Origin of the sequence: Ostreiculturibacter nitratireducens (assembly GCF_032670585.1) — a bacterium.
GTDB classification, from domain to species: domain Bacteria; phylum Pseudomonadota; class Alphaproteobacteria; order Rhodobacterales; family Rhodobacteraceae; genus Ostreiculturibacter; species Ostreiculturibacter nitratireducens.
Map to the genome: position 1 here is coordinate 1,192,594 of NZ_JAVQHL010000001.1, position 20,322 is coordinate 1,212,915.

18 protein-coding genes are annotated in these 20,322 nt (G+C 64.4%); 10 read left to right on the plus strand and 8 right to left on the minus strand.

Features of this window, described 5'->3' with window-relative positions:
• Positions 1-14 precede the first annotated feature (14 nt).
• Genes ABCN56_RS05735 through ABCN56_RS05760 form a run of 6 tightly spaced genes read left to right on the plus strand, consistent with a single transcriptional unit; the run spans position 15 to position 5,454 of the window.
• Positions 15-1,436: a TadA family conjugal transfer-associated ATPase gene (locus tag ABCN56_RS05735; protein WP_343079796.1), complete on the plus strand. Its 1,422-nt coding sequence runs from the start codon at positions 15-17 to the stop codon at positions 1,434-1,436.
• A 5-nt stretch (positions 1,437-1,441) separates the two neighbouring features.
• On the plus strand, positions 1,442-2,410 hold the full coding sequence (locus ABCN56_RS05740) for a type II secretion system F family protein (RefSeq protein WP_343079797.1): 969 nt from the start codon (positions 1,442-1,444) through the stop codon (positions 2,408-2,410).
• 9 nt (positions 2,411-2,419) lie between these two features.
• Positions 2,420-3,430: a type II secretion system F family protein gene (locus tag ABCN56_RS05745; protein ID WP_343079798.1), complete on the plus strand. Its 1,011-nt coding sequence runs from the start codon at positions 2,420-2,422 to the stop codon at positions 3,428-3,430.
• A gap of 4 nt (positions 3,431-3,434) precedes the next feature.
• Positions 3,435-4,001 carry a tetratricopeptide repeat protein gene (locus ABCN56_RS05750; protein ID WP_343079799.1) on the plus strand — a complete coding sequence of 189 codons (567 nt, stop codon included), beginning with the start codon at positions 3,435-3,437 and terminating at the stop codon, positions 3,999-4,001.
• A gap of 26 nt (positions 4,002-4,027) precedes the next feature.
• Entirely contained in the window at positions 4,028-4,891 is an 864-nt protein-coding gene (locus tag ABCN56_RS05755; protein ID WP_343079800.1) for a tetratricopeptide repeat protein, read from the plus strand.
• A 2-nt stretch (positions 4,892-4,893) separates the two neighbouring features.
• A complete protein-coding gene (locus ABCN56_RS05760; protein WP_343079801.1) occupies positions 4,894-5,454 on the plus strand; it encodes an A24 family peptidase in 561 nt (186 codons plus the stop codon).
• Here the strand turns inward: ABCN56_RS05760 and ABCN56_RS05765 are convergent.
• Complete coding sequence (locus tag ABCN56_RS05765) at positions 5,424-7,046, minus strand: hypothetical protein (protein ID WP_343079802.1); 1,623 nt, start codon at positions 7,044-7,046, stop codon at positions 5,424-5,426. The genes ABCN56_RS05760 and ABCN56_RS05765 overlap by 31 nt on opposite strands.
• Positions 7,047-7,200: 154 nt before the next feature.
• Between ABCN56_RS05765 and ABCN56_RS05770 the strand changes: the two genes are divergently transcribed.
• The 3 genes from ABCN56_RS05770 to pdeM all read left to right on the plus strand — a co-directional run bounded on the left by ABCN56_RS05770 (position 7,201) and on the right by pdeM (position 11,745).
• Entirely contained in the window at positions 7,201-8,511 is a 1,311-nt protein-coding gene (locus ABCN56_RS05770) for an ATPase (protein ID WP_343079803.1), read from the plus strand.
• Positions 8,512-8,611: 100 nt separating this feature from the next.
• Positions 8,612-11,089, plus strand: coding sequence for a ligase-associated DNA damage response DEXH box helicase (locus ABCN56_RS05775; RefSeq protein WP_343079804.1), 2,478 nt, complete (start codon positions 8,612-8,614; stop codon positions 11,087-11,089).
• Entirely contained in the window at positions 11,086-11,745 is a 660-nt protein-coding gene (gene pdeM, locus ABCN56_RS05780; RefSeq protein WP_343079805.1) for a ligase-associated DNA damage response endonuclease PdeM, read from the plus strand. Before ABCN56_RS05775 ends, pdeM begins: the two co-directional genes overlap by 4 nt.
• A 6-nt stretch (positions 11,746-11,751) precedes the next feature.
• Here pdeM and ABCN56_RS05785 read toward each other — a convergent pair whose 3' ends face one another.
• Entirely contained in the window at positions 11,752-12,489 is a 738-nt protein-coding gene (locus tag ABCN56_RS05785) for a LytTR family DNA-binding domain-containing protein (RefSeq protein ID WP_343079806.1), read from the minus strand.
• Positions 12,490-12,662: 173 nt separating this feature from the next.
• Here ABCN56_RS05785 and ABCN56_RS05790 point away from each other — a divergent pair, with 173 nt between their 5' ends.
• Complete coding sequence (locus ABCN56_RS05790) at positions 12,663-13,109, plus strand: PaaI family thioesterase (protein WP_343079807.1); 447 nt, start codon at positions 12,663-12,665, stop codon at positions 13,107-13,109.
• Here ABCN56_RS05790 and folD read toward each other — a convergent pair.
• The 6 genes from folD to ftsH form a co-directional block, all read right to left on the minus strand.
• Positions 13,106-13,996, minus strand: coding sequence for a bifunctional methylenetetrahydrofolate dehydrogenase/methenyltetrahydrofolate cyclohydrolase FolD (gene folD, locus ABCN56_RS05795; protein ID WP_343079808.1), 891 nt, complete (start codon positions 13,994-13,996; stop codon positions 13,106-13,108). The genes ABCN56_RS05790 and folD overlap by 4 nt on opposite strands.
• Before the next feature lie 13 nt (positions 13,997-14,009).
• On the minus strand, positions 14,010-14,900 hold the full coding sequence (locus ABCN56_RS05800; protein WP_343079809.1) for a bifunctional 5,10-methylenetetrahydrofolate dehydrogenase/5,10-methenyltetrahydrofolate cyclohydrolase: 891 nt from the start codon (positions 14,898-14,900) through the stop codon (positions 14,010-14,012).
• Positions 14,901-14,970: 70 nt separating this feature from the next.
• Positions 14,971-16,647: a formate--tetrahydrofolate ligase gene (locus ABCN56_RS05805; protein WP_343079810.1), complete on the minus strand. Its 1,677-nt coding sequence runs from the start codon at positions 16,645-16,647 to the stop codon at positions 14,971-14,973.
• 192 nt (positions 16,648-16,839) lie between these two features.
• On the minus strand, positions 16,840-17,439 hold the full coding sequence (locus ABCN56_RS05810) for an MOSC domain-containing protein (RefSeq protein ID WP_343079811.1): 600 nt from the start codon (positions 17,437-17,439) through the stop codon (positions 16,840-16,842).
• Between the two features lie 14 nt (positions 17,440-17,453).
• A complete protein-coding gene (locus ABCN56_RS05815) occupies positions 17,454-18,230 on the minus strand; it encodes a methyltransferase domain-containing protein (protein ID WP_343079812.1) in 777 nt (258 codons plus the stop codon).
• Between the two features lie 8 nt (positions 18,231-18,238).
• Positions 18,239-20,149 (minus strand): ATP-dependent zinc metalloprotease FtsH, encoded by a 1,911-nt coding sequence (ftsH, locus tag ABCN56_RS05820; RefSeq protein ID WP_343079813.1) that lies wholly within the window; start codon positions 20,147-20,149, stop codon positions 18,239-18,241.
• Between the last annotated feature and the right edge of the window lie 173 nt (positions 20,150-20,322).

Consider the following 20,322-nt stretch of genomic DNA (forward strand, 5'->3'; position numbering starts at 1 on the left):
TGGGAGACTGAGGCATGTTTTCGCGTTACAGAAAGGCAGGAAACACAACCGTTGAGCCGACCACTCCGCAGCCGGAGGCCAAGGCCGCCCCCATTGCCGCAAGAAAGTCGAACCCGGCGAGCAAGCCCGCCCAGGCCGTCGCCGTAGACAAGGACAAGAAGCGCAAGGAGCGGATGAGCGAGCTGAAGGTCGAGCTCCACAAGCGCCTTCTCGACAACCTCAACCTTTCCGCGCTGGAACACGCAACCGAAGCCGATCTGCGGCAGGAGATCGTCGCGATCTCGGGCGAGGCGCTGGATGAAATGGCGGTTGTCCTGAACAAGGACGAACGCGCCCAGCTGCATCAAGAACTCTATGACGAGGTGATGGGCCTCGGACCGCTCGAGCCCCTGCTCAAGGACGACTCGGTCAACGATATCCTCGTCAACGGTCCGCGACAGATCTTTATTGAACGGTCCGGCAAGCTCGAACTCACCGACATTACCTTCAAGGACGAGCGCCACCTCCTCCGGATCATCGACAAGATCGTGTCCGCCGTGGGCCGGCGCGTCGACGAATCGAACCCCTACGTGGACGCCCGCCTCGCGGATGGTTCGCGTTTCAACGCGATGATCCCGCCGATCGCCGTGGATGGCTCGCTGGTCTCGATCCGCAAGTTCAAGAAGGAAAAGCTTTCGGTCGACGACCTCGTCCGCTTCGGAGCCTTCACCGAGGAAATGGCGGCCTACCTCCAGGCGGCCGTTGCAACGCGCCTCAACATCATCGTGTCGGGCGGTACGGGTTCGGGTAAGACCACCACGCTCAACGCCCTGTCGTCGTTCATCGACCATTCCGAACGCATCCTGACGATCGAGGACACGGCCGAACTTCAGCTCCAGCAGACGCACGTGGGCCGGATGGAAAGCCGACCGCCGAACGTCGAGGGCAGGGGCGCCGTCACCCAGCGCGACTGTTTGAGAAACGCGCTCCGGATGCGTCCCGACCGCATCATCGTCGGCGAAACGCGCGGCGAGGAAGTGATCGACATGCTGCAGGCCATGAACACCGGCCACGACGGGTCGATGACCACGATCCACGCCAACTCCGCCCGGGACGCCGTTTCGCGTCTGGAGAACATGTTCTCGATGGCTGGCTTCGAAATGCCGATCAAGGCGCTGCGCTCGCAGATCGCCTCGGCCGTCCATCTCATCGTCCAGGCGTCGCGCCTTCAGGACGGTTCCCGCCGCATGATCTCGGTGACGGAAATCACCGGGATGGAAGGCGATGTGATCTCGATGCAGGAGGTGTTCCGTTACGAGCGCCTCGGCATCGCCCCTGACGGAAAGATCATCGGGCGCTTCACGCCCACCGGGATCCGTTCCGCCTACGCGGATCGCTTCCGCCAGTGGGGCTACGACCTTCCTGCCTCGATCTACGAACCCATTGCCGCGGAGTAGTGACCATGATCATTTCGCCGACCCCAATCATCTACGGCCTCATCTTCGTTGCCGTGCTGCTGCTGGTTCAGGCGATCTACATTCTGGTCTTCGGCAAGTCGATCAGCCTGAACAACAAGGTGAACCGCCGGCTTGCGCTTCTCGAGAAGGGTGGGCAGCGCGAACAGGTGCTGGAACAGCTCCGCAAGGAGATGACGCAGCACATGAACGTGAAGGGCATCCCGCTCTACTCGATCCTGGCCTCCAAGGCCCAGAAGGCCAATATCGCCTTCTCGCCGCGCCAGCTCGTGCTCATCATGGTCGGGATGACGATGTTCGCCTTCCTAGGGCTTTCGATCGCCACGCCCGCAGGCGTCGGCACGCGCTTGCTCCTCGCCTTCGCGATGGGCTTCGGCGGCGTGTATTTCTGGGTCAACGGGAAGGCCAAGAAGCGCATGCAGCTGATTGAGGAGCAACTGCCCGAAGCGGTCGAACTCATGGTGCGTTCGCTCCGCGTGGGGCACCCGTTCTCCTCGGCGATCCAGATCGTCGCGAAGGAAGTGCCTGACCCGCTCGGGACCGAATTCGGCGTCATCGCCGACGAAGCCGCCTACGGCCGCGAGGTATCCGAAAGCCTCAAGCACCTCGCCGAACGGATGGACATGCAGGACCTTCGCTTCCTCGCGGTCGCGGTCACGATCCAGCAGCAGTCGGGCGGCAACCTGGCGGAGATTCTGGACGGTCTGGCGAAGGTCATCCGGGCGCGCTTCCGCCTGTTCCGCCGGGTCAAGGCGATTACGGCCGAAGCGAAATGGTCGGGGATGTTCCTGTCGTCCTTCCCGTTTTTCGTGCTGCTCATCATCCAGGTGTTCAAGCCGGATTACTTCGACACCGTGAAGGATACCGCTTACTTCATTCCCACGGCTCTTGTCGTCTTCACCTTCCTGGGCTTGAACATCCTGTTCATGAAGATGATGGTCAACATCAAGGTCTGAGGGGAAGTCATGGAACAGCTGCAAACCATCAACGATTTCCTCGTCGAGAAGTTTGGTCCTCTCGGCCCGCTTTACGCCGTTGGCGCACTCGGTGTCGTTCTCATCGTTCTCGCGCTGCCGACGATGCTCAAGCGCAGGGTTGACCCGCTTTCGCGCCTGAAGGACAGCGCCGGGCCAAGCCAGAGTGCCCGCGCGCCGAAAACCGACCGACGCGGCACGCTGCGTCAGGGCGGGCATGGCGACAAGCTCCAGCGTTTCGCGTCTTTCCTTGAGCCGAAGACCGAAGAGGAACTGTCCACGGCCCGCTTGAAGATGATGCGCGCGGGTTACCGCAGCAAGAACGCTGTGCGGTCCTTCCATGCGCTCCAGTTCGCGCTCGGGATCCTTTTCCTGACGCTCGGCGCAATCTACGCCTTCGTGACGGCGGCCACCGCCAACACGGAAGTGGCCCCGACGCAACTGATGCTGTACGTCCTGGTGCCGGGGGCGATCGGCTATTACCTGCCCCGCTACTGGGTCGAACGCCGCGTCCAGACGCGCCAGCAGGAAATCCAGAACGGCTTCCCCGACGCGCTCGACATGATCCTCGTCTGCGTCGAGGCTGGCCAGTCGCTCGACCAGGGGATCATCCGCGTCGCGAAGGAACTCAAGGCGGCTTTCCCCTCTCTCGCCGAGGAATTCGGGATCGTCTCGACCGAAATCAAGGCCGGCAAGGACAAGCCCGGTGTGCTTCGCGCCTTCGCCGAACGGTCTGGCGTGCCGGACGTATCGTCCTTCGTCACCGTGATGATCCAGTCGCAGACCTTCGGCACCTCGATGGCCGAAGCGCTGCGCGTCTTCGCGGCGGAGATGCGCGACAAGCGCGTCATGCGCGCCGAGGAAAAGGCCAACAAGCTGCCGACCAAGATGACGCTTGGCACGATGATGTTCACCGTGCCGCCGCTCCTCATCATTCTCGTCGGCCCGTCCGTCTACAACATGCTGCAGACCTTCGCCACGATGCAGGTCGGGACGCAGTGACGGCATGGCCAACTTCCGCCCGGCACTGGTAGCCGCGCTCGTCGCGCTGAGCGCCTGCCAGTCTGCGATCGGCCTGCCGGGTAAATCCGGATCGCCCTACGCCCCGACCGGTCGCGTCAACAGCGACGACGCCATTGACGGGCTGATCGTGGGTCACAGGCTCATGGAGGCGGGCGAATATGAACTGGCGCTGAAGGCCTATTACCGCGGAGCCCTGGAGCACGGCGCGACGGTGGATGTCCTTTCCGCCATCGGGTCGGCCAACCTCCGCCTGGGGCGACTTGGCCAGGCAGAGCGGATCCTTCGCCGCGCCATCGAGCAGGACGAAACCTTCGTTCCGGCCTGGAACAACCTCGGGGTCGTTCTGATGGAACAGGGGCGCGCCGCCGAGGCGAGCGAAGTCTTCAAGCGGGCTTTCGCTCTCGACAGTGGTCAATCGGACGAAATCCGCGAAAATCTTCGCCTCGCACTCGCAAAACTGCAAAATCCCAGCTATGATCCGCCCAATAATAACGAGTTCAAGCTGGTGAGACGGGGGAACGGCCAGTTCCTGTTGCTCACCACACCCTGAGGAAGAGCAGCAAAGGACGCAGGCATATGCGCCATCCGGTTTTTCTAACGCTCTGCCTGGGCAGCGTTTTTGCGCTGTCAGCCTGCAACAACGGCACGAGCAACGCCGATGTCAAGCGCGCGATCGAGAGCGTCAACGTCATCGACGAGTCCAACCTCAACGACGTCATGCTGACAGTGGCCGACCCTAATGAAGCGGTCGCCTATTTCGCCAAGGCTTCCGCGCAGAACCCGGACCGCATCGACCTCAAGCGCGGCCTCGCACGATCGCTCGTCCGCGCCCAGCGCCCGGCCGAGGCGGCGACCGTCTGGACGGCCGTGGTCGCGAGCCCCGAAGGCACGAACGACGACAAGGTGGGCCTTGCGGAGGCCCTGATCCGCGCGAACGAATGGGACAAGGCGGAGAGCGTTCTGAACTCGATCCCGCCGACGCACGAGACATTCGACCGCTACCGGCTGGAGGCGATGATCGCCGACAGCAACAAGAAGTGGGACAAGGCCGACAGCTTCTACCAGACCGCTGTTGGCCTCACGACCACACCGGCGGCCGTGCTGAACAACTGGGGCTACTCCAAGCTGACGCGCGGCGACTTCACCGGGGCGGAGAAACTCTTCGCGCAATCGCTCGTCCACGACCCGTCGCGGTTCACCGTGAAGAACAACCTGGTCCTCGCCCGCTCCGCGCAGCGCAAATACGATCTGCCCATCGTCCAGATGTCGCAGACCGAACGCGCGATGCTTCTGCACACGATGGCCCTTTCGGCGATCAAGCAGGGCGATGTCGCCATGGGCAAGGCACTTCTTCTCGAAGCGATCGAGACCCATCCGCAGCATTTCGATGAAGCCGTGCGGGCGCTCGAAGCGCTCGATAGCGGAACGACGAGCGGCTGACCGTGCCTGACCACCAGGAGACCGCGTCGCTCGTATTCCTGATCCTTGCGGGGCCCTTGGCCTTCTTCATCGCCTGGAGCGATCTCAGGACGATGAAGATACCGACATGGTCCACCGACCTGCTGCTTGGGATATTCGCAGTCGCGGGGCTTTTCGTGCTGCCCTTCGACGTCTGGGCCTGGCGCTGGCTCAACTTCGTCGTGGTATTCCTGATCGCGATCATTCTCTTCTACACGGTCCGCTTCGGGGCTGGTGACGGCAAGTACGCCGCCTCCATGGCGCCCTTCATCGACCCGGCGCATGTCATCGTCGTCGTCTATCTCTACTCGGCCTTCCTGCTCGCCGCCTTCTTCACGCATCGCGCCATGCGGGCCGTGCCTTCGGTGCGCCGGATGACGCCGGAATGGACCTCCTGGACGCGCAAGGACTTCCCGATGGGGCTTGCGATCAGCGGGACGTTTCTCAGCTACCTCTTCTTCACCGCCTTCCCGGCGGCTTACGACGCGCTGATGTTCGACTTCTTCCCCGCCGTCTACGAAGCCATCTTCCGCAGAAGTATGTAGAGCGGCGTCCTGCGCACCTCCTCCAGCGTCTCCCCCCTCTCCGTCAGGGTTTCGAGCACATTCGCGCGCACGTCCGGCGCGATCGGGCAGAGCGGCACGATCACGTAGTCTGCGTTGTCGTATCCGGACAGACCGCCGTAGTACCAGGGGGCGCCGCCCTGCAGGAAGGGGAAGTCCCCGAACAGGGGGTAGGAATTGAATACGTCGGCGGCGAACAGGCGCGCGCCTGCAAAACCCGCGGCATCAAGGTCACGCGAAGCCGCCGTGAACCAGGCGGTCATGCCGACCATGAGTTCGCAATCCGCAAGCTCCTCGCCTTTGAGCTCAGCCGCCGGCGGCCGGTCTGCCTCTTCCTTCCAGGCGTCCAGCCCTGTTCCCGTCCGGTCCAGCGGGACGTTCCCGTCGGTCCGGTACAGCCGGATTTCCCGTGCGTGCAGGTCATCCGACAATCCGGCGCGCGGGAGGAGACTGCCGAAGTCATCCTCTGCAAGGAAAAAGTGCCGGAAGGGGCTGTAGACGAGGTTGAGGGCGGAGGGTGCGCCGTGGCTCAGGACCGCGACCCCGATCACGAGCATGACCGCGCGCATGTCCCAGCCAAGCCCGTTTCGCAGTTCCGTTCTCGGCCGCAGGGCGAACATCAGCATGGCGACGAAATACAGCCACTGCGGATCGTTGCCGAAATTCTGGTATGTCACGTAGACGAAGCCCGGCGCCAGCAGGAGCAGCAGAAGACCAGGCACCTCCTGCCGCGACTGGCGCAGCGCAACCACCGCGCCGAGGAGGAGGAAGCTCGCGCCCAGGTATGCAGGCGCCGTGATCGTCGAACTCAGGTCAGCGCCGGGCCGCTGCCGGGCCTCCGACTGCGTCACCGCGATCAGGTCGTCGAGGTAGGCGTACCAGAATTCCATGCCGACGAGAGCCGTGACCGCCGCCCCGACGGCAACACCGGCAATGATCGCGGCAAGTATCATCCGCCACTGACGACGCATCAGTAGCGCCAGCACGACGGGCGGGAAAAAGGCCACGAAATATGTAACCTTCGTCAGGGCGAGGGCCGCCATCCCCGCGCCGAGGATCACGCCATCGAGGACCGGCGCGCGGTCGCGCAGAGGCTCCAGCATCGCGAGCGCGATGACGATGTAGCTCAGCGCCCAGGCCCAGCGGTTGTAGTGCATCGATATGGACACCGCGCGGTCTGCCTCGCCATGAACCAGGGCGGTGCACAGGACAACGACGATCAGTCCGAAAAGGAAGCTCCAGACTCCGTCGAGCCTGCTGACGGCCACGCGAAGCGCCAAGACCGACAGGACGAATGCGACGGCGATCTGCGCGAGAACGAAGGACTTCCCGATCCCGAAGCCGAGGGCGACGAACGCGGATATGGGCGCGAGTGCGAGGAACCCGATCGGTGTCATGAAGTCGAGGTGGGGCCTCTGCCCGTCCGCTACGCGCAGGACCATCTCGATCAACTGGTAGGCGTCACCTTCGTGCTTTTCGATGAAGACGCCGCCCTTGAACAGGGTCACGCCGCCGAACAATGCGATCATCGCCAGGAAGAAAACCGCCAGAATCGCGGTGTTTGGCCGCCCCATCGTTTCTCTCCTGTCCCTCTGCGTTCATTTTTTGGCCACAATAACGGTGCAGTCTCCCGGAAGGAATCCCGCTCGGAGTGGTTTTTTTCGCGTTGTCGAAGCTATGCTCCGCGGGCATTGTTGAAGGACTGCGATCGGTGGGAGAAGCCCCGAGATGAATATTCCTACGGTGAACGTCGTCGCCCCGGTGGCGCCAAGGTCGATAGCCGATACCGGCCTGTCGACGGTCATGATGCGCGACATCGTTCTGAAGACGATGTTCCGCATGAACATCGAACTTGTCAGCAAGCTCAGCATTGCGATCTGCCTGCCCGTCCCCCTGACGCAGGAGCTCATAGAGCTCTGCCGCAGCCAGAGGCTCGTGGAGGCAACCGGCACGCTCCACGCGACCTCCGGGAACGAGATGGGCTTCCGACTGACGGAGGCGGGCCGCGACCGCGCGCTCGATGCGCTGGGTCAGTCCGAGTACTATGGCGCGATGCCGGTCTCGCTGGACGCTTTCCGCGAGCAGATCAAGCGCCAGTCGATCCGCAACATCAAGGTCACGCGGAAACAGCTGGTCGATTCGATGACCCACCTGATTCTGCCCGACAGCCTTCTCGACCATCTCGGCCCAGCCGTTAACGCCGGCCGTTCGATCCTCTTCTATGGCCCGCCGGGCAACGGCAAATCATCGATCTCGAACGGCATCCGGGCGGCGCTCGGCGACCGGGTCTATGTGCCGCGTGCGGTGGAATATGCCGGTCAGGTCATCACCGTCTACGACCCCGTGGTGCACCGTTCGGCCGAACCGGTGATCGAGGATTCGTCGACCCTGCGACGCCCCACGAACCGCCATGACAGCCGCTATGTCCACTGCGAACGGCCTTCCGTGATCACCGGCGGTGAACTTTCGCTGGACATGCTGGACCTCGGCTACAACCCCACCGCGCGGATCTACAACGCGCCCCTTCAGATGAAGGCGACAGGCGGCGTCTTCATCATCGACGACCTTGGCCGCCAGTCCGAACCGCCGCAGAAGATCGTCAACCGCTGGATTCTTCCGCTCGAAGAATCGAAGGACATTCTCGCCCTGCAGTCGGGCGAGAAATTCGAGGTCCCCTTCGACACGCTGGTGATCTTCTCGACCAACTTCCATCCGAACGAGATCTTCGACCAGGCGGCGCTGCGCCGGATCTTCTTCAAGATCAAGATCGATGGCCCGAACCAGGAACAGTACCTGAAGATCTTCGCGATGGTTGCACATCGCAAGAAGGTGCCGCTGGACGAGAAGTCGCTGGTGTACCTGATGAAGGAAAAATACCCCACGATCAGCAACATCTACGCGAACTACCAGCCGCTGTTCCTGATGGAACAGATCATGTCGATCTGCGAGTTCGAGGGCATCCCCTACCAGATGTCGCCGGAGCTCATCGACCGGGCCTGGGCGAACATGTTCGTCCGGGACGAAATCATCACCCGCTGAAACGGCGGGCTGCCGAAAGGCAGGCTCTCTCCTCTCTCCCCGCCCTGAAAACTCGCGGCGGGGAGTTTTCTTTCCGGGGCGGCGCCCCTAACTTTCCGCCATGGCCGCCCTCCCCGCCCCCTTCGATGCCTGGTTTCGTAGCCGCGGCTGGTCCGCCCACCCGCATCAGGAAGCCATGCTCGCGCGGGCTGGGGCCCCTGCGCTCCTCCTCGTCGCGCCGACGGGTGGCGGCAAGACACTTGCCGGTTTCCTCCCGACGCTTGCCGAACTGGCGGAAGACCCGCGCCCGGGCCTGCATACGCTTTATATCTCGCCGCTGAAGGCCCTTGCGGCCGACATCCGGCGGAACCTGACGACGCCAGTCACCGAGATGTCGCTGCCGATCCGGATCGAGGACCGGACCGGCGACACGAGCTATACGCGACGTCGGCGTCAGCGGGCCGATCCTCCGCACATCCTGCTGACGACGCCCGAGAGCCTCGCGCTTCTTCTTTCCTACGAGGACGCGCCACGTGTCTTCGCCGGACTTTCTCGTGTCATCGTCGACGAAATCCACGCCTTGGCGGAATCGAAGCGCGGCGACCAGCTGATGCTGTGTCTTGCGCGGCTGTCGCGCCTTGCACCCGGGCTCAGGCGGGTCGGGCTGTCGGCGACGATCGAGGACCCGGAGGCCATCGCGCGCCTCCTCGCCCGCCACCCGGAGCCCTGCGATATCCTCCACGCCGATCCTGGCCCCGACCCCGACATCGCCATGCTGGAGACGGAAGACGCTCCGCCCTGGTCCGGCGGAGGCGGCCGCTACGCGATCCCGGCGATTCTCGACGAGGTGCGCCGCCACAGGACCACGCTCATCTTCCATAACACCCGCGCGCAGGCCGAACTCTTCTTCCGCGACCTGTGGCTTGCGAATGAGGACGGACTGCCCATTGGCATCCACCACGGCTCCCTCTCCCGCGAACAGCGCGAGAGGGTGGAGCAAGCGATGGTCGCGGGCAGCCTGCGCGCCGTCGTCTGCACGGGGTCGCTGGACCTTGGGATCGACTGGGGCGACGTGGACCTCGTCATCCAGGTCGGCGCACCGAAGAACGTGAAGCGGCTCGTTCAGCGCATCGGCCGCGCCAACCACCGCTACAACGCCCCCTCGAAAGCACTTCTCGTCCCGGCAAACCGGTTTGAAGTTGTGGAATGCCAGGCGGCGCTCGAAGCCGCGCGGGAACACGACCTCGACGGCGATCCCCGTGGGCGGGGCCCCCGCGACGTCCTCTGCCAGCACATCCTGATCGCCGCCTGCGCCGGCCCGTTCAATGCCGGCCAGCTTTTCGAGGAAGTGGTGTCCGCCGGACCCTACGCCGACCTCACGCGAGCGGAATTCGATGCCTGCCTCGATTTCTGCGCCACGGGGGGCTACGCGCTCCGCGCCTACGACCGCTGGCAGCGGCTGATGATCCGCGACGGGCAATGGACGCTGCGCGACCCGCGCGCGGCGCAGCGTATCCGCATGAATCTCGGCACGATCACCGAGACCGAGACTCTCAAGGTTCGCCTCAGAAGCCATGTCGGCGGCACGCCGCTGGGCGAGGTCGAGGAAAGCTTCGCCGCCAGCCTTACGCCCGGTGACACCTTCCTCATCGGCGGCGAGGTCGTGCGCTACGAGGGCCTGCGCGAGATGACGGTCGAGGTCACGCGCGAGCGGGGTCGCCAGCCGAAGATCGCGGTCTTCTCGGGCACAAAGTTTTCGACCTCGACCCAGCTTTCGGCGCGCATCCTGCGGATGTTCCAGAACGGCGCCTGGCCTGACCTGCCGCCTCACACCGCCGACTGGCTGACGCTCCAGCGGGAGGTCAGCCGGCTGCCGGAACCCGGGCGCCTCCTCGTGGAGACGTTCCCGCATGACGGACGCGCGCATCTTTGCGCCTACGGCTTCGCGGGGCGCAATGCGATGCAGACCCTGGGGCTGCTCCTCACGAAGCGGATGGAGGAAGAGGCCCTGAACCCGCTGGGTTTCGTCTCGACCGACTACGCGGTCCTGATCTGGGGGCTCGACCGGGTGCCCGACCCCCTGCCCCTTTTCAACGCGGCGCGGTTGCGCGACGGGCTGGAGGGCTGGCTTGCGGGCAACGCGGTGATGAAGCGTACCTTCCGCAATGTCGCGCAGATCGCGGGCCTGATCGAAAGGAACCAGCCCGGCGGGCGGAAATCCGGGCGGCAGGCCACCTTCTCGACCGACATCCTTTACGACACGTTGCGGCGCCATGATCCCGGCCATCTCCTTCTCGACGTGACGCGCGAGGAGGCGATGCGCGGTCTCGTGGATTTCGCGCGGATCGAAGCGATGCTGACCGCCACCCGGGGGCAGATCGACCACATGGCGCTGGACCGCGTCACGCCGCTCGCCGCGCCGCTCTTCCTCGAGATCGGCAAGGTGCCGGTCGAAGGCGCGGGTCGTGAAAGGCTGCTCGCCGAGGAGGCGGAGCGGCTGATGGCGGCGGCGGGCTTGGCCGGCATATCGGGGAGCAGAACTCCCTCCCCCCGCCTGTCGCAGGGACATGTCGCCCGCGATGAAAGGGGCGCGCCATGACGACATCGGGGGGCGTCCATGAATTCGATCTTGCGGGCGCTCGGTTGGCCGCCCTGGCTTCCGGAGCGCTCTGGTGGGAGGGGCAAGGGCTTCTCGTCGTCTCCGACCTGCACCTCGGCAAGTCCGAACGCATCGCGCGCGGCGGGGGTACGCTTCTGCCGCCCTACGAGGTCGCGGACACGCTGAGCCGCCTCGACGACCTGGTCTCCTCCCTGTCGCCTGCATGTGTGATCTGCCTCGGCGACAGCTTCGACGACATCGCCGCTGCCGGTTTGCCCGAGAACGAGACTCTGTGGCTCACCCGGATGATGGCCGGCCGGCGCTGGATCTGGATCGAGGGGAACCACGACCCGGGCCCCGTCGGCCTGGGCGGCGAGCACCGGGCCGAATTAGCATACGGCCCCCTGACCTTCCGCCACATCGCGGAACCCAGCGCCTTGGGCGAGGTTTCCGGACATTACCACCCCAAGGCCCGGATAGCCGGCCAGTCGCGCCCCTGTTTCCTCGTGGATGGCGCGCGCGTCGTCATGCCGGCCTTCGGCACCTACACCGGAGGGCTTTCCTGTACCTCGCCGGAGCTGTCCGAACTCATGGCGCCCGGTGCGCTCGCGATACTGACCGGCCGCGCCGCCGTCCCCGTGCCGATGCCGCGATGACGGAAATCAGATCAGGCCGCGTTCGGCGACTGCGGATCTGTATGTGCGGCTCACGGGAACCCTGGACCCATCCCGCAAGACAAGCTGCCACTTGTCGCCCTCGCGCTCCAGCGCCGCGACCGCCGCAACCGCGACCCAGTGAGAACGGTGCACCCGCAAGCCATCGGTGTCTTCAAGTTCCGCAACCGCGTCTGACAGGCGCATGAGGATTTCGGCAGTCCCCTTGTCCGTGACCACGTCGAGATAGTGATCGCGCGCCGAAACCCGGATCAGTTCGCCCCGGAGTTCCGGCTCGATCCGGGTCATGAGCCGCGACATGTGCGGCGCGGCCACAGCCTGCCCGACCGGCGTTTCGACCTTCATTTCAGGCCAGACTTCCCGCCAGACCTGGGTGGCGACTGCATGGCAGAGAAAGCCGACGCCGACGCCGATCACGACAAGTGTCAGCGTCAATTCGACCAGATTGGGCGCTTGGTCCTCCGACGGCCAATGCAGGAGGCTGAACACATGTCTCGTGGCGATGGCCAGGAAAGGCGCCGAGACGACCCCGGCAATGACCGTCGCCGTGCGTTTCTGAAGGCGTTTGAACCGGCTCATCAGCGCCAGACGCAACATCGCGCTGACGACGAGGCATCCCGCGACGACCAGCGCCCAGAGGACGAGCCGTTGGTCGAGGTTGAGCTGCGAATAAGTCCCGAAGGGCCCAGAAAGGGCCAGCGCGCCCGTCAGAACGACCCACGACATCCAAATGATCGGTGACCGGAAAATGGCCCTTAATTCATCAAGAAAAGAGGCGACGGCCCCCAATTGCAGCCTCCCCAACTGCCAGCAACACTTACTGCTAGCCGTAGCTTCGCGGTTGGGCAATCCTCCAGATGATGGAGCTTAGCGGCGCATGTGAATAAAGGGGACTCGGAATGACGCAAAAGGCAGCCAGGCATCTGGACGCCCAAACCGAAGCGCGCATACGTGAAAGCTTCGCCAGCCAGACGCTCATGGCGACGTTCGGCGCCAGCGTGACATCGATCTCGCCGGGTTCGTGCGCGATTTCCGCCCCGATCCTTCCGGGCGCGCGCCAGCAGCATGGCGCGGGTCATGCCGGCCTGACCTTCGCGCTGGGTGACACGGCCGCAGGCTATGCGGCGCTATCCCTCATGCCGGAGGGGCGCGAGGTCATGACAGTCGAGATGAAGGTGAATCTGCTCGCGCCCGCGCTCGGGGAGCGCCTCGTGGCGTCTGGCAGGGTAGTGAAGTCGGGCAAGCGCCTGACGGTCGTCACCGCCGAGGTCGAGGCGGTGACAGGGGAGGAGTGGCGACTTGTCGCGCTCCTCCAGGGAACGATGATCCCGGTGGATACCGTTTAGGCGGTCAACCCCTCGGGCTCCGCCAGGCCATTCGCCCGGCAGCACGCCGTGAGCGTGTTGGCCAAAAGGCAGGCGATCGTCATCGGTCCGACGCCACCTGGCACCGGCGTGATCGCGCCCGCGACCTTGGACGCGCTTTCGAAATGCACGTCGCCCACGAGCTTCGTCTTCCCGTCGCGCTCGATCCGGTTGATGCCCACGTCGATCACGGTCGCGCCCGGCTTGATCCAGTCGCCCTCCACCATTTCGGGCCGGCCAACGGCCGCCACGACGATATCCGCGCGGCGGCAGACCTCGGGCAGGTCCTTCGTCCGCGAATGCGCGATCGTGACCGTGCAGCTATCGGCGAGAAGGAGCTGCGCCATCGGCTTGCCGACGATGTTCGAGCGGCCGACGACGACGGCATTGAGGCCCGAAAGGCTGCCGAGATGGTCGCGCAGGAGCATGAGGCAGCCCAGCGGCGTGCAGGGCACCATGGCCTTCTGACCCGTGCCGAGCAGGCCGACGTTCGAAATGTGGAAGCCGTCCACGTCCTTCGCCGGATCGATCGAGTTGATGACCAGGTCCGAATTGAGGTGCTTCGGCAGCGGAAGCTGCACGAGGATACCGTGCACGCTCGGATCGGCATTGAGCTTGGTGATCAGAGCGAGGAGGTCTTCCTCGGAGGTCTCGGCGGGCAACTTGTGCTCGAAAGAGGCCATGCCCGACGCCTTGGTCTGCTCGCCCTTGTTCCTCACGTAGACCTTGCTGGCCGGATCCTCGCCCACGAGCACCACCGCAAGGCCGGGCGTGATCCCCTGTTCCTTCAGCTTCGCCACATGAGCGGCGACCTGCTCGCGCACCTTGGCCGCAAAGGCCTTGCCGTCGATGATGGTTGCCGTGCTCATTCCTCAGTCTCCTTTATTCTGCTGCCGCGAAACTGGCCGTGTAATGCTCCATCTGGAGCCGCGTGGCCATCACTGCGTTCTTCATAAGGATCGACACCGTCACCGGGCCCACGCCTCCCGGCACCGGCGTGATCCAGCCAGCCACCTCCCGGCAGCTTTCGAAATCCGCGTCGCCGACGACGCGCGGGCCGTCCGGCCCATCGACCTGGTTGATCCCGATATCGATCAGCGCCGCTCCGGGCTTCAGCATCTCGCCGGTGACGAGGCCGGGCTTGCCGACCGCGACGAAGACCGCATCCGCGCGCCGGGAATGGACCGAGACCTGCCGCGTCATGTGGTGGCAGACGGTGACGGTCGCGCCAAGGCCCATCATGAGGAAGGCGATGGGCTTTCCGACGATCTCCGAATGGCCGATCACCGTGACGTCGAGCCCCTCGAGCTTGAGGGGCAGTGTCTTCAGTATCTCCACCGCGGCCACTGCGGTGCAGGGACCGAGCGTCAGGTCGTTATAGACGATGTTGCCGATCGAGGCGGGATGCATCCCCTCGACGTCCTTGAGCGGGTGAACCGTCTTTTGCAGCGCCTTCACGGGGATGTGTCCTGGCAACGGACGCTGGATGATGATGCCATTGACCCGCGGGTCGGCATTGAGTCCGCGCACCACCCCGATGAGCTGCTCGAGAGAGATGTCTTCCGGGTAGTTCCGCGCTTCGAAAGCGACACCGGAGGCTTCGGCCTGGCGTTGCTGGTTGCGCACGTAGAGCTCTGCCGCTGCGACGTCGCCTACGCTGATGGATACGAGTCGCGGCGCCCAACCGGCTTCGGCGAGGCGCGACGCCTCGGCTGCGGCTGCGGCGCGGATGTCCGCGGCGATTGCGCGGCCGTCGATCACTGTGGCGGTCATGCCCTCGGGCCCTTGTGTTCAGAGGCGCGGGAGGGCCGGATGACCCGGCCCTCCCATATCGAGCAGTTTCTCAGAACAGCCCTTCGACGTTCCCTTCGGCGTTGAGGCGGATCACCTCGGCCGAGGGCACCTTGGGCAGGCCAGGCATCGTCATGATCTCACCGCAGATCACCACGATGAAGCCGGCGCCGGCCGAAAGCCGCACTTCGCGAACCGGAACCGAATGCCCCGTCGGCGCGCCGCGCAGGTTCGGGTCGGTCGAGAAGGAGTACTGCGTCTTCGCCATGCAGATCGGCAGATTGCCGTAGCCCGCCGCTTCCCAGGCTTTCAGCTGGTCGCGGATCGCCTTGTCGGCCAGAACCTCGTCGGCGTGGTAGATGCGCTTCGCGATCGTTTCGATCTTCTGGAACAGCGGCATCTCGTCCGGGTAGATCGGTGCGAAGTTCGCGGAGCCCGATTCAGCGAGGCTGACGACCTTGTGGGCGAGATCCTCGATCCCGGCCGAGCCGTGGGCCCAGTGCTTGCAGAGGATCGCCTCGGCGCCCTGTTCGGCCACGTAGGCCTTGACGGCCTGGATCTCGGCGTCGGTGTCGGAATGGAAGTGGTTGATCGCCACCACGACCGGCACGCCGAACGACTTCACGTTGGCGATGTGACGGCCGAGGTTCGGGCAGCCCTTCACCACGGCATCGACGTTCTCCGCGCCGAGATCGGCCTTGGCGACGCCGCCGTTCATCTTCATCGCGCGCACGGTCGCCACGATCACGGCGGCCGCCGGCTTCAGCCCGGCCTTGCGGCACTTGATGTCAAAGAACTTCTCGGCGCCGAGGTCGGCACCGAAGCCGGCTTCGGTCACGACGTATTCGCCGAGCTTCAGCGCAGTTTTCGTGGCGATGACCGAGTTACAACCGTGAGCGATGTTCGCGAACGGGCCGCCGTGGACGAAGGCCGGGTTGTTCTCGAGCGTCTGCACGAGGTTCGGCTGCATCGCATCCTTGAGAAGGACCGTCATCGCACCATCGGCCTTGATGTCGCGGCAGTAGACCGGCGACTTGTCGCGGCGGTATGCCACGACGATGTCGCCGAGGCGCTTCTGAAGGTCCTCGAGGTCTTTCGAGAGGCAGAGGATCGCCATGACCTCGGAGGCCACGGTGATGTCGAAGCCGGCCTGACGCGGGAAGCCGTTCGCAACGCCGCCGAGCGACACCACGATGTCACGCAGCGCGCGGTCGTTCATGTCCATGACGCGACGCCAGGAAACGCGGCGGGTGTCGATTTCCTGCTCGTTGCCCCAGTAGATGTGGTTGTCGATCATCGCCGACAGCAGGTTGTGCGCCGAAGTGATCGCGTGGAAGTCGCCGGTGAAGTGGAGGTTCATGTCCTCCATCGGAACGACCTGGGCATAGCCGCCGCCCGCTGCGCCGCCCTTCATGCCGAAGTTCGGGCCAAGCGAGGCTTCGCGGATGCAAATCACGGCCTTCTTGCCGATACGGTTCAGACCGTCGCCGAGGCCAACGGTGGTCGTCGTCTTGCCTTCGCCCGCGGGCGTCGGGTTGATCGCGGTAACGAGGATCAGTTTCCCGTCGGGCTTGTCGCCAAGCGACGAGATGAACTCCTGGCTGACCTTGGCCTTGTCATGGCCGTAGGGCAGGAGGTGCTCGGTGGGAATGCCAAGCTTCTGGCCAATCTCGAGGATCGGTTTCTTCTTCGCCTCGCGGGCAATCTCGATATCTGTTTTCACAGCCATGGCGCGCTCTCTCCTTGTCGGCTGGCCTTAATCGGTCAGCCTTCGTATAGCCGCGCCCGCGCTTCCCATAAGGATGGTTTCCGACATTTCCTTTGGCGGATTCGCCAGACGGCACATTGAAAGTGCCATTTTCTGGAACGAAATGCCATTCTGCGTCAATATGGAATTTTTGTTCTACGCGACACCTGGTTCTCATCCTTCCCGCGCGACGTCCAGATATTGCCACGCTCGCTGGTCCGGGACATGCAGACGAACCGCATCTCCCAGACGGAACAATCCCTCGCGTTCGGCCCAGGCCGTGACCCCGCGCCGACCCTTCGCCGCAGGCAGGAACAACTTGCCCTTTCCCGGGCAAGCGGCCTCGATTGCCTTGGCCGGAATCGCGCAGGGCCGATTCTGCATGTCGACGACGAGCGTTGCGCCGCTTTCGCCCTGGAGGCGTGACGAAGGCGGAAGATGGCTGAAATCCGGAATCCCCCCGATCACCATCGTCGCGCCGAGAAGCGCGGGATCAAGCGACGGAAGGCCCATGTCACGGGCAATATCCGCCATTTCCTCCAAGGACAGGATGGAAACCTGGCGCGTGTTCCGGATTTCCGTGCCTTTCGGATATTGCGCGGCAACACGGCTGCAAGATGGGCGCGTCAGCCCCTGATGCGCTTCGCCCGCTATTCCGGCGAAGGAGGCGAAGAGTTCCTTCGCAGGCTCGGCAGTGAGCAGCTTTCGTTCACCCGTGACGCGCCCCAACCAAGCGACGCGTCCGACGAACCCGGTGGGTTTGAGCGCGGGCACGGCCCCTCCCCGGCTCAGACCGTCAGAGTGAAGAACACCCGCCGGAAAGGAAACAGGACGGCGCCGTCATCCTCCACGGGATAGGCAGAGGCCAACGCCTCCTCGTAGCGGCGGATGAATGCCTGCGCTTCCCAATCCGCCAGCTTCGCGAGGAAAGGCCGCATCGCGGTGGATTCGGTGAAGCGTCGGACGGGGTGACCGCTTTCCACCGCCTCGAGCTTCTGGACGTAGTCCGTTTCCCAGACACTGACGCGCCCCACGGGGGCAAGCATCCGGTGATAATCGACCGGTGCCGCAACGGGTGGCCGCCAGTCGGCAAAATCGAAACGGTCAGGGAACATGTCGGCCGCGAATTCCCGCAGGAACCGGTGCGACGGCGCGAAGACCTGCCGCGGCATCTGCACGGCGAGTGTGCCGCCAGGCGCGAGGAACCCGGCCAGCCGCGGCATCAGGGCCTCGTGATCGTCGAGCCAGTGCAGGGCAGCATTGGAAAAGATGAGGGCGACCGGTTCCTCGGGCTCCCAGTCGGCTGCGTCAACCGCCGCAAGAGTCCCGTAGTGGCCGGTCTCCTCCGCCTCGGTAAGCATCGCGGGGGAATTGTCGACCCCGATCAGATCGCGATCGGGAAATCGCGCGGCAAGGGCGCCACCCACGGCGCCCGAACCACATCCAAGATCGACGACAGCGCCCTCCGGCAACTCCTGCACCTGCGCAAGAAGATCGAGCGCGGGCCGGAGCCGGAGCCCCCGAAACCGAGAGTAGGTTTCCGGGTTCCAGTCGGGCGCTGCCATCACGGGCCTCAGGCCGAGGGCTCCGGAAGGCCGCCGCCCTTCGGCGCCTTGGGCTTCTTCGTCTTCGGGATGGAGGTGACCGACGGCGCGGCGCCCGAAGGCGGCGGCGTGCTGTCATCCCCACTGTCGAGGGACTCGCCCTTCATCACCTTCTGGATCTCGTCGCCGGTGAGCGTCTCGTATTCCAGAAGCCCCTTCGCCAGGCGCTCGAACTCCTCCTGGTGATCCAGGATGATCGTGCGGGCGGTCTGGTAGCCATCTTCGATGAAGCGCTTCACTTCTTCCTCGATCAGCTCCTTCGTCTTCGCCGAGACAGAGAAACCGCCGGTGGTGCCACGATAGCCCTCATGGGCTTCCGAATAGTCGATGTTGCCGACCTTGTCGGACATGCCCCAGCGCATCACCATGGCCCGCGCGATCGCGGAGGCCTGCTGAATGTCGCCGGCAGGGCCGTTCGACACGCGCTCGTCGCCCCACTTGATGATCTCGGCCGCCTTGCCCGCCATGGTCATGGCGATCTTCTGCTTGGCCTCATCCTTGTGGTAGTTGAGCTTGTCCATCTCCGGCAGGCTCACCACCATGCCGAGAGCTCCGCCGCGCGGGATGATCGTCGCCTTGTAGACCGGGTCGCACTTGTCGAGGTTGAGCCCGACGATCGCGTGACCGGCCTCGTGATAGGCGGTCATCTCCTTCTGTTCGGCGGTCAGGACCATCGAGCGGCGCTCGACACCCATCATGACCTTGTCCTTCGCGGCCTCGAAATCGCCCATGGCAACGAAACGACGGCCGACGCGCGCGGCCATCAGGGCCGCCTCGTTCACGAGGTTGGCAAGGTCCGCGCCAGAGAAACCCGGCGTGCCGCGCGCGATGATGCGCAGGTCGACATCGGGCGCCAGCGGCACCTTGCGGGCGTGGACATTGAGGATCTTCTCCCGTCCCTTGATGTCGGGGTTCGGGACGTGGATCTGCCGGTCGAAACGGCCCGGACGCAAAAGCGCGGGGTCGAGCACGTCCTTGCGGTTGGTGGCCGCGACGATGATGATCCCTTCGTTCGCCTCGAAGCCGTCCATCTCCACGAGAAGCTGGTTCAGCGTCTGCTCGCGTTCGTCATTGCCGCCACCAAAGCCGACGCCGCGCGAACGGCCGACGGCGTCGATTTCGTCGATGAACACAATGCAGGGCGCGTTCTTCTTCGCCTGCTCGAACATGTCGCGCACGCGGGACGCACCGACACCCACGAACATCTCGACGAAGTCGGAGCCCGAAATGGTGAAGAACGGAACGCCCGCCTCGCCCGCGATCGCGCGAGCCAGCAGCGTCTTGCCCGTGCCCGGCGGGCCGACAAGCAGCGCGCCTTTCGGGATCTTGCCGCCGAGGCGCGAAAACTTCTGCGGGTTCCGGAGGAACTCGACGATCTCCTCGAGTTCTTCCTTCGCCTCGTCGATACCGGCCACGTCGTCGAATGTCACGCGCCCATGCTTCTCGGTCAGCAGCTTCGCACGCGACTTGCCGAAGCCCATCGCGCCGCCGCGTCCACCGCCCTGCATGCGGTTCATGAAGAAGATCCACACACCGATCAGGAGAAGGAACGGGAGCCACACGCCAAGGATAGACAGGAAGCCGGATTGCTCCTGACGCTCAACCCGCACCTCGACGTTGTTGGCAATGAGCCGGTCGGTGATTTCATCGCTCTCAGGCTTGACGGTCGAATACTGGCGTCCGTCCTTGCCGCGGACGAGCACCTGCTCCCCGTCGAGGACGACGCTGGTGACTTCGCCGCTCTCCACCCGAGAGATGAATTCCGAATAGCTGATCGTCTGCGAATTCATCGTGCTCTGGCTGCCGCCGAACAGGTTGAACAGCGCGAGGATCAGCAGAAACAGCACGACCCAGAATGCGACGTTGCGCGCGTTACCCAAGAGAGTTTCCTCCGAAATTCCATCGAGAGGCGCAAAAGCAAGGCCTTCGGCACCTCGCTCCTTAAGATAGAGATAAAGGCCGCCCGTTCAATGCGATAAAATCACGGATGGTCGGGCCAAGCCGTCGCAGGCAGGTTCCCACCGGCACCCGGGTGGCCATGCCTGCCGCGATG